We start from the raw sequence: 13,994 nt of genomic DNA, 5'->3' as shown, positions 1-13,994 counted from the left end.
TGTGATTAAAGTTTATGCGCCTGCATCTATTGGCAATGTCAGTGTTGGGTTTGATGTGCTGGGAGCGGCGGTCTCTCCGGTTGATGGTAATTTATTAGGTGATTGCGTTACTGTCCGGGCAGCGGAGAGCTTTAGTTTGCGTAATGAAGGGCTGTTTGTGGGGAGGTTACCTGAACAACTGGAGCACAACATCGTTTATCAATGCTGGCAATTATTCTGTCAGCATTTGGGTAAACAATTACCTGTGGCGATGACGCTGGAAAAAAATATGCCAATTGGCTCTGGTCTTGGCTCTAGCGCTTGTTCTGTTGTTGCCGGCTTGATGGCGCTGAATGAATTTGCAGGTCTTCCGTTTAGTGAAAGCCAATTACTGGCAATGATGGGGGAACTGGAAGGACGCATTTCCGGCAGTATTCACTACGATAATGTCGCTCCATGTTATCTCGGCGGTTTACAACTGATTATGGAGCAGGGAGATATCATCTGTCAGCCAGTACCTTCGTTTGATGAGTGGTTATGGGTGATGGCCTATCCGGGCATTAAAGTTTCTACCGCAGAAGCCAGAGCGATTTTACCTGTGAACTATTCGAAGCAGGATGTTATCGATCATGGCCGTTTTCTTGCTGGCTTTATTCATGCTTGTCATACACGGCAACCCGATCTAGCAGCCAGATTGATGAAAGATGTGGTTGCTGAACCGTATCGTACCCAACTGTTACCGGGTTTTGCCAAGGCCCGTGAAACCGCGAAACGGATAGGAGCATTGGCGTGTGGTATTTCTGGTTCTGGCCCGACCTTGTTCTCCATTTGTAATGATATGGCGACCGCAGAAGAAATGGTTGAGTGGCTGCAACAGCATTATGTTCAGAATGATGAAGGTTTTGTACACATTTGCCGTCTGGATCTCGCAGGCGCACGACAGATAGGGTAACTGATGAAACTGTATAACTTGAAAGACAACAGCGAGCAGGTAAGTTTTGCACAGGCAGTCAAACAGGGGTTAGGCAAACAGCAAGGGCTTTTCTTCCCGCAAGACTTACCTGAGTTTAGTCGGGAAGAAATTGACCAACTATTGAAACTGGATTTTGTTACTCGCAGCGGTTGCATCCTCTCAGCGTTTATCGGCGATGAAATTCCGCCGGAACAATTGGCGACACGGGTTAAGCGTGCTTTTACTTTTCCGGCGCCTGTTACCGAAGTGGAAAATGATGTTGCAACACTGGAATTATTCCACGGCCCGACTCTGGCATTTAAGGATTTTGGCGGTCGTTTCATGGCGCAAATACTGGCACAAGTTGCTGGTGAGCAGCCAGTAACTATCCTGACGGCGACTTCCGGCGATACGGGGGCCGCAGTAGCGCACGCCTTTTATGGATTGAATAATGTACAAGTGGTGATCCTCTATCCACAGGGCAAAATCAGCCCGTTACAGGAAAAACTGTTCTGTACCTTGGGCGGTAATATTCACACGGTGGCAATTGATGGCGATTTCGATGATTGCCAAGCGTTGGTTAAACAGGCGTTTGATGATCAGGAGTTGAAACAAGCTCTGTATCTCAATTCAGCCAACTCAATTAACATCAGCCGCTTGTTAGCACAAATTTGCTACTACTTTGAAGCGGTTGCTCAGCTACCAGAAGATAAACGTGAACAACTGGTTATCTCTGTACCGAGTGGGAATTTTGGTGATTTGACCGCGGGTTTATTGGCAAAATCGATGGGATTGCCGGTAAAACGCTTTATCGCTGCCACTAATGTTAACGATACGGTTCCACGTTATCTAGAGGATGGAAAATGGCTGCCTCACCAGACGGTTGCCACGCTTTCCAACGCAATGGATGTGAGCCAGCCAAACAATTGGCCACGTATTGAAGAGCTATTTCGTCGTCAATCTTGGTCGTTAAGTGAATTGGGATATGGCGTAGTCTGTGATGACGTGACAAAAGAGACGATTAAGGCGCTGGCTAAACTGGGTTACATCTCTGAACCTCATGCCGCGGTTGCTTATCGTATTCTGCGTGATCAATTACAAGACGGTGAATACGGGTTATTTCTCGGTACGGCGCATCCAGCGAAATTTAAAGAGAGCGTGGAACAGATTCTGGGTGAGGAATTACCATTGCCTAAAGCTTTGGCGGAACGGGCTGATTTAAGCTTATTATCCCATCATTTGCCGGCAAATTTTGCTGAATTACGTACTTTCCTGATGGAAAGAGTGCTTAAATAGCAATGAGAGTAGGCGCCGCACAAATCATGCGGCGTTTATGGCTGATAATAAAATCCTTAATGTTGTTCAGGGCGTTTAAATACCAGTTCATTTCCTTTGGACAGTGACTCATCAAAGGCGTAACCATCCAGATTAAACTCCACCAGACGGTCAGTTTGGGTTAACTGATTCTGAATAATAAACCGGCTCATTAGCCCACGGGCTTTTTTCGCATAGAAGCTAATGATCTTATATTTACCGTTTTTCTCATCAAGAAATACGGGTTTAATAATTTTACCGGCTAGCTTTTTCGTATTCACGGATTTGAAATATTCATCGGAAGCCAAATTAACCAACACATTATCACCTTGTTGTTCCAGCGCCTCATTGAGCTTTTCCGTGATCAAATCTCCCCAGAAAGCGTAGAGATCTTTACCACGTTTATTTTCCAGCTTGATCCCCATTTCCAGCCGGTAAGGCTGCATCAGATCCAACGGACGAAGTACACCGTAAAGGCCAGACAGGATACGCAGATGATTCTGAGCAAAATCAAAATCCTTATCGGAGAAAGATTCAGCCTGCATACCGGTATAAACATCGCCTTTAAATGCCAGGATAGCCTGACGGGCACTTTCTGGCGTGAAATCAGCATGCCATTCACCAAAACGAGCGGCATTCAGGCCGGCAAGTTTATCGCTGATACTCATCAAACTCGCAATTTGGGTAGGCGTTAGTTTACGGCAAATGCTAATTAGCTGTTCTGACTGGTCGAGTAATGCTGGCTGACTATATTTTTCCGTGGTAAGCGGGCTTTCATAATCAAGGGTTTTTGCAGGTGAAATAGTAATAAGCATAATATTGTCCAGATTGTTCAGATTAAGTTAATTTAACAAAAGATAGGATAATAAAGAATGAGTAACAATGATAGCGGAAACTGTGTATTTAATATCTATGGGGTAACAAACTGATAATTTTACACTCCATTTTATTGACCGATATTACCTTTAATGAGAATAATATTTAAATAATTTATCATGGTATATTTTAATTTAATTTTATATATAAACATAAATAAAGTTTTCTTGATTGTTTAAATGTTAATTTTTGTTAATTTGATCGATTTTTCTTGGATTTTAATAGCGTAATTATGCTAAAAGTAAGAAAGTGTACAATATTACCAGTTTCTTATTTGATTGGAATCGAATGGGTAAAAATGTATAAATGGGGTAAAACATGGAGAATAAAAACAAGCTATTATCCTCTGATATAATATCTATCTTTGGTACAGGAATAAGTGAAATAGCGCTTCTTTCACTTGTATATTCAATTACCAAGTCGGAGATAGATACGTCTTTAATGGTATCTGTGAGGCTAATGGCGAGTATATTAGTTTTTGTGGTTATTGGCGGGTTAACGGCTCGGTTTAATATGCGGGCTATTTGTATTTCTTCGGATTTATTTCGGGCAGTAACAATATTCCTTGCTGTATTTGTGAATAATATATATTTATTATTTTTCATATCTTTCCTGCTGTCATTTTTTTCAGGTTTAAATATATCGATAAGGTCAGCGGCATACCAGGTATTTGTCAGCTCAGAAGAAAGAGTTGCTTTTATATCAAAGCAACAATTCTATTATGGGTTACTCTCTATATCTTCTCCATTGATAGCCGGTTTTTTGATAAATATGATGTCAATACGATCCTTGTTTCTTATTGAATCAATGTGTTTTATTTTATCAATTATATTTCTCTTCTTTATCAGTGATTGGGGAACTAAAATAAAGGAAAAAGATATTTCTATGAAATATGGTGGGTTGGAATATATTATCAAGAATAATACCCAGAGAAATATATTATTGTTCAGGATAAGTATTTTAACTGCAATGGTGTCATACCAAGTGATTTCAACCTATATAATGACTTCTAACTATACAACAATTGTCTCTTTATTTAGTGGATTATATTCGTTTTCTTTTTCTGATTTGGTTGCTTATTTTTCCTTTTTAGCTTCTATTTCAATGTTATTTGGATCTTATTTATCTGGTTGTTATTTTAATATAAGTAAATTAAAAAAATCTTTCTTTCTTGGCTCTCTTTTGATTGCTGTTGGATCTATTTTTTGGGCTATGCCTTTGTCAAGAATTGTCCTATTATACTATACATTAGGCACTATGCTTATTTTTGTCGGACTCTCTTTTTTAAGGATATCTCTCTATACATCAGGGCAAGAGCTGACGCCAGAAAAATATTTTGCGAAAATAATATCGTCTTCGGATGCAATTTCAAGAAGTTACCAGTCAGCCTTTGGTATTATAATAATATGGTTAATCCCTTTGCTAGGAAGTAGTGTTTTATTTGTCTTTTTTGCAATGTGTTCTTTGAGTTCAGTTTTTGTTGCAAAGAAAATAAGCGCTGACGTTGAGAGTAAACTAACATTAAAGTAATTCATTTTGAATGAAATTATTGGCAATAGTTTCAATTTATTGAATTCAGTGAATTATCTCCCTCGGTGTTTTTTCTAATATTCACGACACAGAAAAGTCGTTGCTTGAGTATAAGTATATAAAGCATAATTTATGCGACATTTGCCTCATATCTGACAGATTATTATTGACTAACGATATTGGAATAATTTAAATATTCGTCCTTTGAAGGAGAAAAGTGTAGGTAATAAACAGCTAAATTAGTATGTTTACTTAAACAAGTAAGAAAAATAAAGGTTTTAAGAATGAGTTTACAGAATCTAATATAATTTTTATAAGTAATGCAGGTAGCAAAGAAGACCTAATTTAGCTATTAAAAAATAAGGTAGCAAATGAACATTTCTTCAATTAAGAATAATATAACAAAGCAATATAGTACCTTAATTCTATTTCCCGTTGAGGTAATAATTAATTTATTATCTTCTTTTTTTTCATTTTTTATATTGATTTACATAATAACACTTCCTTTGACTGAGGGTTTAGAGGCAGGGAGTGTTGGGCTGATTATCTTCTTAATTGTAATATTGAGACCTATTTTGAGTATGATTAATAATCTAAGTTTATTTCTTATTACTAAAAAGCAGGCTTATATTCTCTCAATGTTTGATAACTGTTTCACTAGTAAAAAAGAGGCTCAGCAGAATGAGCACGATATTGTAAATTATTCCACCTATGATACTAGTGTGGTTTTGATTATATCTAAGGTAATTTGTTTCATTTATCTCTCCATTCTAATGGTCATTAATGTTGAAGGGGGAACAGTTGGTTTATTATCTTTGTGTTCTATATTGATACCATTATCCTTTTTTCTATTTAAAAAGCGAGCCTATCTCTCTAAACAACTAGCAAAGATAAGGAAATTAAGATACGGATTTATTGGAGATAACTTTGAGTCCTTGACTGCTATATTGTTAACTGGATACCAGGGAGGGAAACTTTTAAGTTTGAACAGAATTATTAACATTGAAGAAACAGTAAAACGTATTGATTCATTGTGGAGAGCTGTAGATATTTCCTCAAATGCATTTTTAAAAGTTATTCCTGTTATTCTTCTCATTATGATTGGTAAGGAAATAGATAATAGTGATAAACTACTTATTCTTTTATATTCTCTAATTTTGGTTAGTGAATATCTTGGTTTAGTTAGATTATTAATGCCATTTTATGATGGCTATCTGGCAAAATTATCAATTATTAGTAGATATAAAAATTATCGCTCTAAGCCAGAAGAGTATTATGATTTAGATGGTACACAAAGTTTTGTTGAGAAAACTATTCTGGGAAATATATATTTATCAAAAGAGCTAATCAATAGAAGTATATTAAATAAATTAAGTTATGAAATTTTCCAGATTAATAAATATATTGATATGAGCTCAAACATTTGTGATTTATCAAGATGACAATTAAATCTTATTTTTGCTGTAAGGAGTGTATATATGGCCATAATTGATAATTACAAAGGCCATATTTATTTTGATACAAATAAGACTGGTTGGGATTCTAAATTATTATTTGATTTAAAAGATATAATTTCAAAAATAAAAATAGAGTATCAAATTGATGTTATATTGTTATTTCCTCATGAAATTAATAATATTGAGTTGGAAATAAAAAATAAACCTATAAAGTCGACGTCAGATAATGGAGTTATATTAGCAGGAAATTGTAAGATTAATAAATCAAAAACTGCTCAACTTCTATATATTTTTAGTTATAACTCTGTAATTGGAATTATACTCTTGTTCATTGCTAGTCTTTCGTTATTCGAGTTAGGAAGAGTGACATACAATGAATATGATAGTGAAACCTATAAGATAATATCTGTATCTCTATTAGGTATGATTTCATTGATTGTGGGATCATATTTAATAGAGTTTAAGATAAGAAAAAGAGCAAGGCAAGACATATATAACTCTATTAAAAGTAACTTTAGAGTGGAAGGTTTCAATTTATTTAAGCATGAATACAATGTAATAATAAATAGATTTACCATGTATGCCAAGGATGTTTTCTGGTTTGGTTCGATATTTGTCGGTACTGTATTTTTATTTCTTAATTCTGACAATTTTATGATTGTGTTTGGTGCCATGTTTATATTTCTTACTAGCGTTTATTTATTGTATCCTATATACAAGGATAATAGAAATAAACACTATAAAGAGTTACATGCTTTATCAATTCGCTTTTCTTATATTAAAAAACTACCTCAATGTGGTCCGGCTAACCGTTTTTGTCGTGACGCTATTTTATCTGGAATACGTAGTTTATATACCGTAGCATCACAACGATATTTAATTAATTCTTTGGCTTCTATATTAGGTCTTGTAATATCTAGTTTGATAATTTTTTATTCTTTATATCCCAATTTTGAATCAGATAATATGACGGCTGCTATAAACTTAGATAATAGAATCGTCATTTTTTATTTCGCTATATTTGGATATTTGTCAGAAACTGTATCTATTAAAAGGATAACTGAGCACGACAATGTTTATTATAAAGAAATAAACTTATCTTCTAAATTATTAATTTTAGAGCAAAGTTTGAAAAAAGATAGAATTATACAATTAGTAGGGAATAATGGCAGTGGTAAGACCTGTTTTCTTAAGAAATTATCTGAAATAAAAGGATACATATATGTAGACCATAATTTTGATTCCTATTTAGCAAATGATAGATTTTTAGATTATCTCAATAACTCGGATTCAGAGGTAATTATATTTGATGAGTTTGATTGTAGGAAATTAATAAATAGAATTGATAAAAATAAGAAAATAATCGTTGTCTCACACATGGAAACGATTGGTTCAATATTGGACATTAGCGAAGTGGTATGAAGAGATTGACTACAGAGTGAGTGACTGCGAGTGATCGTTTTTACCGCCTTGCAGCAAGGTCTTACCGTGTTATTATCAGTGGATGGCTCAAGAACAATGCCACAATTTCACGCATAACGATGAGATATGACAAAATGACCGATAAACTAACCTCCCTGCGTAAACTGACAACAGTAGTAGCAGATACCGGGGATATTGCGGCGATGAAACTTTATCAGCCACAAGATGCGACAACTAACCCATCTCTGATCCTTAACGCGGCACAGATTCCTGAATACCGTAAACTAATTGATGAAGCAATTGCGTGGGCGCGCGAACAGAGCGATTCCCGCGAGCAGCAGATTGTGGATGCTAGTGATAAATTGGCGGTAAATATTGGCTTGGAAATTCTCAAACTGATCCCTGGCCGTATTTCGACAGAAGTTGATGCCCGTCTGTCTTATGACACTGAACGCAGTGTTGCCAAAGCTAAACGCCTGATTAAGCTGTATAACGAGGCCGGTATCAGCAATGATCGGATTCTGATCAAATTGGCTTCAACCTGGCAGGGTATCCGCGCGGCTGAACAGTTAGAAAAAGAAGGGATTAACTGTAACCTGACACTACTGTTCTCCTTTGCTCAGGCGCGTGCTTGTGCGGAAGCCGGGGTTTATCTGATTTCACCATTTGTTGGCCGTATCCTTGACTGGCATAAAGCGAACAGCGAGCAGAAAGAGTTCGCTCCACACGAAGATCCGGGCGTCATTTCTGTGACTGAAATCTACCAATACTATAAACAACATGGTTATAACACTGTGGTTATGGGAGCAAGTTTCCGTAATTCCGGTGAAATATTGGAATTGGCGGGTTGTGACCGTTTGACTATTGCGCCTGCGCTGTTGAAAGAGCTGTCCGAAGCTCAGGGTGAAGTTGAACGTAAACTGGGTTATACCGGTGAAATTAAAGTGCGTCCAGAGCCATTGAATGAGGCTCAGTTCTACTGGGAACATCATCAAGATGCAATGGCGACAGAAAAACTGGCGGACGGTATCCGTAAATTTGCTATTGATCAGGGCAAACTTGAGAAGATGATCGCTGATCTGCTGTAATGATAGGCGATAAACTATTCTTTTAGCGTTAAAGGCGGCATAATTGGCCGCCTTTTTGCTATTTAGTTTAATTGTGTTAATTGAGGTTTATATGAATGAATTGCGCATTGGCTTGGTATCCGTCTCTGATCGTGCATCAAGCGGTATTTATCAGGACAAAGGGATTCCGTCATTGGAGGAGTGGCTAAAAAGGGCGATTACCACCCCTTTTCAGATAGAGACTCGTTTGATCCCCGATGAGCAGATCATCATTGAACAAACCTTGTGTGAATTGGTGGATGAAATCGGCTGTCATCTGGTTTTAACCACCGGTGGAACCGGCCCGGCCCGCCGAGATGTGACGCCTGATGCCACATTAGCGGTTGCAGACCGTGAAATGCCGGGTTATGGCGAACAGATGCGTCAGATTAGTTTGAAATTTGTTCCAACGGCAATTTTATCCCGTCAGGTTGGTGTGATCCGCAAACAGGCGCTGATTTTGAACTTGCCGGGGCAGCCAAAAGCAATCGCAGAAACGTTGGAAGGCTTGAAAGACGAAAACGGCAAAGTTCTGGTATCCGGCATTTTTGCCAGTGTGCCATATTGTATCCAATTGCTGGATGGCCCGTATGTGGAGACTGATGATAAGGTAGTCGCGGCTTTTAGGCCGAAAAGTGCTCGGCGCTGCATGAGCTTATCGAATTAATTGCTCCCTGAATGTGCCCACTAATAATGGGCGGTATTACACATCACAGTGACAAGCTGGAATAGAAAGAAAATTGTTCCAACTATTAATACTTAAAAAATTAGTGGGAAAGTTCAATGGATACTGAAATTGATTTCGGGAAAACAGTACTGGATTATGCAATACATCGTGAGGGATTTCCTCCTGCTCTGTTGGTTCGCCTTAAACCCTATGGGGTTGGAATAGTTGGTCAAAGAATTTTGGACCTTGGAACAGGAACAGGGACTTTAGCCAGGCAATTAGCGCAAGTAGGCGCTGAAGTAACAGGAATGGACATCGCTGAACCATTACTGAAACAGGCTAGGGCTTTAGATATTAAGGCAAAGGTTTTTGTAGATTATAAGCTAGGAAAGGCAGAAGACATTCCGTTACAAAATGAGACTCAAGATGTTATCATCGCTGGTCAATGTTGGCATTGGTTTAATCCAGAGCAAGCAGGTAGTGAATGTTTTCGAGTCCTTCGTAATGGCGGCACTATGGTAATTTGTCATTTCGATTGGCTCCCTTTGCTGGGTAATGTTGTAGAAGCTACAGAGAACTTAATATTAAAGCATAATTCGAAATGGAATATGTCTGGTGGGTCAGGAATTTATCCACGCTGGTTGGAAGATTTAGCCAAAAGTGGTTTTGTTAGTATAGAGACTTTTAGTTTTGATTTAGAGATTCCGTATACCCATGAAGGTTGGTGTGGGCGTATTAGAGCTAGCGCAGGTGTTTCTGCTAGTTTAAATAAAGAAAGTGTTCATAAATTTGATGAAGAACATCAGGAATTACTCGTAAAGAACTTTCCTCAAGAGCCTTTGCTTATACCTCATCGTGTCTGGGCAGTCATCGCGCGTAAATCAAGGAGTTATAAATAGATGAAGAGTTTTTACTATATACTGAAAATAGAGATAATATGGAGGAAAAATATTACAAACAATGAGGGAAGTAATTAGTTTGATATCCGATTATATAAAAGTGTTTTAAGATCAACGTGACAAACATTCAACATATGGATATCTATTCATTTGAATTACTAAGTATTATAGTAATTAGGTGAGAATTTTTTTGATTGGAGATTGTCTCTATAAAAATAAAGTGAGAATTAAAATACTAACTTATGAATAGATTAATTAGGTGGAATAATGATAAATGTGTCTTTATCTAGAAGTGAATTATTAGCTTTTGCTAATAGTTTGCCAGGATTTTGTTATGTTGATTTATCACGCATAAGTTCTGTATTTATTGCCCAAATTATGCAATTATATTACGGAAGAATCATAAATGTTTTTAATATTACAAATAAAATTGAATCCCTGGAGGGGATAAGAAAAAACTCGTCCATTAAAAATGAGAGTGAATTTAGATATAATCCATTAAAAGGGCTGATGAAAGTTCATTTTACTGATGCGAGGTTTATTTTAAAAAATATTATAAATAAATTGAATGGTGATGATTATATATATAAAGTAGTAGATGAGGGATTTAATAAAAATAATTCAGGATATGCCGATGACGATTTATTTAAATATATATGCCATCAGTTAACTGTCGGTGCGTATAATGAAAAGATTGAAATAAAAAATATGACTGGAGAATGGATTGTTTTTCAAAAATATAATGGTGAAAACTATTGTTTAACACTTGGGTCTCATAGTGAAGGAGATGAAAATATATATAAAAGAGTTTGTATAGCGTATGAGAAAGACTTTCCTTTTCTAAAAAATATTTTGTAAATGATGGTCTTTTTTCGAAGGACAATTAACTTTAGTAAAAAATTTACTTGGCATGCGAATTTTTTATCTGGAATAAACCCTGAGGTGAAAAAATGGAATGGTCAAAAATATAAGGATTGGCTTTATTGCTGGTTTGGCATTGATTATGAGCGCAATGGCGCCAACGGTGACGTTAGCAATGGAGGCAAAGACGACGGTAGCTCAGTTGATTAATCAGCGCCTTTCTTACATGAAAGACGTAGCGGGATACAAGGCTGAAAATCATTTACCTGTTGAGGTTTTGGCTCAAGAAGATAAGGTTCTTGCTAAATCAATAAGTGAGGCTGAATCATTCGGGTTAAGCGGAGAATCAGTTAGGCCGTTCATTATAATTCAGATGGATGCTGCAAAGGCGATTCAATATCGTTATCGAGCTGATTGGTTGTCAGTTCCTGAAAATGGTTGGCAATCGAAGTCGCTAGATGATGTTCGGATTAAAATTAGTGGGTTGAATACGGAAATCTTCCAACAAATTGCGATCTTACTCAAAGCCGGAGAGAAAATAAGCGTTTCTGACAAAGAAATGTTTATGAAGAATATTCAACAACATAACTTAAAAGATTCAGATAAGCAGCAAATTTTTGCGGCGCTTGAGAAAGTGAAATTAAAATAAATCACAGTCCCTCGCTCTTTAGCAAGAAAAGGCGGTCTTTTTGAAGTGAGCCTTTGGAACTAGATTTGCTTTACGGTTTTTCAAGCTACCAGTAGTACGTACAGCAACAATCTGTTTCGGCATACAGATAACCCTGCCCGATGCACGAGACACTGATAATGTTGTACAGGGCTTGATACCTCTCAGATTAAAGCGGCCTTATAGTTTTTCACTGAACGTCATATGTTAAAAGTAATCCCCTACGGGCGAACTTGCGCCTTATATCTTATTGATGGTAACTCCTCGGAAGTTAAATTTGACGTATACAGCGTAAAAGCCAGTGTGCTGACAAAACCGAACCTAAAGACTAAACTTTTTCCTTAACTCCTACCTGTAATTGTGGCGATAATTTGTTTTTTAGGTTGACAAAATCGACATTATTCATGACATTCATGCATATTGACATGACAAAAAATCATTTTTGATTGTCATTATATTTAAGGGGTTGGTTATGAATATCGTTGCTGAGGACATTGTTGCCCTCATAGAAGCGTCTTTGGATGCTAATTATACAGAAGTTAGAAGTGTCAGTAATAGAATAGCTAAATCCATCAGTGCCGATGATATGGATGTTGCCAAAAAAATTAAATCCATAGTAAGACGTAAGGGAGTTCCACTTCGTAGTTCGGGATATAGTGATAGTTTACCTGTTGACCCTAAATCAAGAATGCCTCTAATTGAGGAGCACCAGTGGTCAGTGACCCCTATTTTTTTGGGCGAGTCTGAAAGTATTACTTTTAATGCTTTTATTGAAAGTGTTAAGCATCAAAAAAAACTAATTGAAAATGGGTTATCAGGCAGATTGGGGTTACTGTTATCAGGCCCACCGGGTACCGGTAAGACATTGATTGCTGGTCATGTTGCTTCTCAACTAAATAGGCCGTTATTCGTTGTCAGATTAGATTCAGTAATATCATCATTATTGGGTGATACAGCTAAGAATTTAAGGCAAGTTTTTGATTATGTACCTTCTAGAAATGGCATATTGTTATTAGATGAGGTTGATGCGGTTGCCAAGATACGTGATGATCGGCACGAAATAGGTGAGCTTAAACGTGTTGTGAATACTTTGATACAAGGTTTAGATTCACTGGATGATAGCGCAGTAGTAATTGCGGCAACTAACCACGCAGATCTTTTAGACCCCGCGATTTGGCGACGTTTTCCATATAAAATTCGCTTTGGTATGCCAGACCTTGAAGTTAGGGAGTCTCTTTGGAATCATTTCCTGTTCCAAGACAAGGGTATATCAAAGGAGTTAAAAGCACTATCTATAATATCAGATGGATTAAGCGGAGCAGATATTGAAACTATAGCAATAGCAGCGAGAAGACAGGCAATTTTGACTAATTCGGGTATTGATATTATAACGGTCATTCAAGCAATAATTGAGGGTGATTCACATAACTCGATTATACCTTACAGAGAAGGGTTGAGTTCGGATAATAAAAAAAGCATCGTTAATTTGCTTTCCGAAACTAAATTGTTTACTCAGGCTGAAATCGGTAGTTTTTTGAAACTAAGTAGACAGACAATTTCAAGCTATCTCAAGGAGTAGGAATTATGGCTGAGGGTGTTAGAAGTCCTTTATTAAATCCTGTATTATCTTTTTTAGATAAGCCAGTTCCCAATACAGTGAGTGGTGGCGGAAAAAACTCTAAAGATATAATTTGGGAGCGATTAGATGCTCAAAAAAAGAAGCTATCGAAAGAGCTTAGACACATTAGCGAAGATGATGGTATTGTTTCCCATTCAGGTAAAATTCATCTATTAGCTAAAATGTTTGATGATTCTCTTGCACCATCTTGGATCCCTGATGATTTATTTGAAACAGATGATTTAACAAGAATAGTTGCTCCGGCTTTTGATGGATACTTAGTCGAAATATCAGGTTATAAAATCTCTAGTTTGATTGAGAAAATAGAAAGAGCGAAAAATGGTCGAATTAAAGTCGATATTTCTCGTCTTGAAAGTATTATTGGTTTTGATAAAAATCAAGTATTAAGAGGAAGAAAGGCAAAAGCTGTTTTTGAAGCGTTCGATGATGTAGAAAAGCAGTTCAATGTTTGGGTTTTACCATTCCATGATAAAAAAGCAAGAGTATCTGTTAAGAAAGAACCAGGGCAACCGCATGAATGCTTAAATATTATTCAGATTAGAAAATCCTGCTTGTACGACTTGTTCCAGAAATTGCGTTTTCATCCAGGCTCGCATTCGTTTCTTTCTTATACTTAATTTGCTGC

The 13,994-nt window shown here is 36.9% G+C and carries 13 protein-coding genes; 12 read left to right on the top strand and 1 reads right to left on the bottom strand.

From position 1 onward, the window contains the following. The first annotated feature begins 1 nt into the window (after nucleotide 1). Together thrB and thrC are read left to right on the top strand one after the other, a co-directional pair. Nucleotides 2-931, top strand: a complete 930-nt coding sequence (thrB, locus tag EAE93_RS21500; RefSeq protein WP_415186303.1) for a homoserine kinase — start codon at nucleotides 2-4, stop codon at nucleotides 929-931. A 3-nt stretch (nucleotides 932-934) separates the two neighbouring features. Then, nucleotides 935-2,227, top strand: a complete 1,293-nt coding sequence (gene thrC, locus EAE93_RS21495) for a threonine synthase (RefSeq protein WP_214040539.1) — start codon at nucleotides 935-937, stop codon at nucleotides 2,225-2,227. Nucleotides 2,228-2,283: 56 nt separating this feature from the next. Here the strand turns inward: thrC and yaaA are convergent, their stop codons facing one another. After that, complete coding sequence (gene yaaA / locus EAE93_RS21490) at nucleotides 2,284-3,060, bottom strand: peroxide stress protein YaaA (protein ID WP_110085966.1); 777 nt, start codon at nucleotides 3,058-3,060, stop codon at nucleotides 2,284-2,286. Between the two features lie 379 nt (nucleotides 3,061-3,439). Between yaaA and EAE93_RS21485 the strand changes: the two genes are divergently transcribed. The 10 genes from EAE93_RS21485 (at nucleotide 3,440) to EAE93_RS21440 (ending at nucleotide 13,986) form a co-directional block, all read left to right on the top strand. Next, complete coding sequence (locus tag EAE93_RS21485) at nucleotides 3,440-4,651, top strand: MFS transporter (RefSeq protein WP_110085965.1); 1,212 nt, start codon at nucleotides 3,440-3,442, stop codon at nucleotides 4,649-4,651. Between the two features lie 371 nt (nucleotides 4,652-5,022). Next, nucleotides 5,023-6,093 (top strand): hypothetical protein, encoded by a 1,071-nt coding sequence (locus tag EAE93_RS21480; protein WP_214040538.1) that lies wholly within the window; start codon nucleotides 5,023-5,025, stop codon nucleotides 6,091-6,093. A 36-nt stretch (nucleotides 6,094-6,129) separates the two neighbouring features. Continuing rightward, the gene (locus EAE93_RS21475; RefSeq protein ID WP_214040537.1) at nucleotides 6,130-7,530 is read left to right on the top strand and encodes a hypothetical protein; all 1,401 of its coding nucleotides are present in this window, start codon (nucleotides 6,130-6,132) and stop codon (nucleotides 7,528-7,530) included. 134 nt (nucleotides 7,531-7,664) lie between these two features. Then, a complete protein-coding gene (gene tal / locus EAE93_RS21470) occupies nucleotides 7,665-8,618 on the top strand; it encodes a transaldolase (RefSeq protein WP_105398578.1) in 954 nt (317 codons plus the stop codon). 91 nt (nucleotides 8,619-8,709) lie between these two features. Beyond that, a complete protein-coding gene (gene mog, locus EAE93_RS21465) occupies nucleotides 8,710-9,303 on the top strand; it encodes a molybdopterin adenylyltransferase (protein WP_214040536.1) in 594 nt (197 codons plus the stop codon). Between the two features lie 116 nt (nucleotides 9,304-9,419). Beyond that, a complete protein-coding gene (locus tag EAE93_RS21460; RefSeq protein ID WP_214040535.1) occupies nucleotides 9,420-10,202 on the top strand; it encodes a class I SAM-dependent methyltransferase in 783 nt (260 codons plus the stop codon). A 267-nt stretch (nucleotides 10,203-10,469) separates the two neighbouring features. Then, nucleotides 10,470-11,060 (top strand): hypothetical protein, encoded by a 591-nt coding sequence (locus EAE93_RS21455; RefSeq protein WP_214040534.1) that lies wholly within the window; start codon nucleotides 10,470-10,472, stop codon nucleotides 11,058-11,060. 97 nt (nucleotides 11,061-11,157) lie between these two features. Beyond that, on the top strand, nucleotides 11,158-11,712 hold the full coding sequence (locus EAE93_RS21450; RefSeq protein ID WP_214040533.1) for a chorismate mutase: 555 nt from the start codon (nucleotides 11,158-11,160) through the stop codon (nucleotides 11,710-11,712). A 490-nt stretch (nucleotides 11,713-12,202) separates the two neighbouring features. Then, nucleotides 12,203-13,309 carry an AAA family ATPase gene (locus EAE93_RS21445; RefSeq protein WP_214040532.1) on the top strand — a complete coding sequence of 369 codons (1,107 nt, stop codon included), beginning with the start codon at nucleotides 12,203-12,205 and terminating at the stop codon, nucleotides 13,307-13,309. A 5-nt stretch (nucleotides 13,310-13,314) separates the two neighbouring features. Further along, nucleotides 13,315-13,986 carry a hypothetical protein gene (locus EAE93_RS21440; RefSeq protein WP_214040531.1) on the top strand — a complete coding sequence of 224 codons (672 nt, stop codon included), beginning with the start codon at nucleotides 13,315-13,317 and terminating at the stop codon, nucleotides 13,984-13,986. The last annotated feature ends 8 nt before the right edge of the window (nucleotides 13,987-13,994 follow it).

It is taken from the genome of Photorhabdus akhurstii, assembly GCF_018448925.1.
Classification (GTDB): domain Bacteria; phylum Pseudomonadota; class Gammaproteobacteria; order Enterobacterales; family Enterobacteriaceae; genus Photorhabdus; species Photorhabdus akhurstii.
The sequence above is the reverse complement of the archived record's forward strand: the minus strand, read 5'-3'. Positions and strand labels throughout refer to the sequence as shown.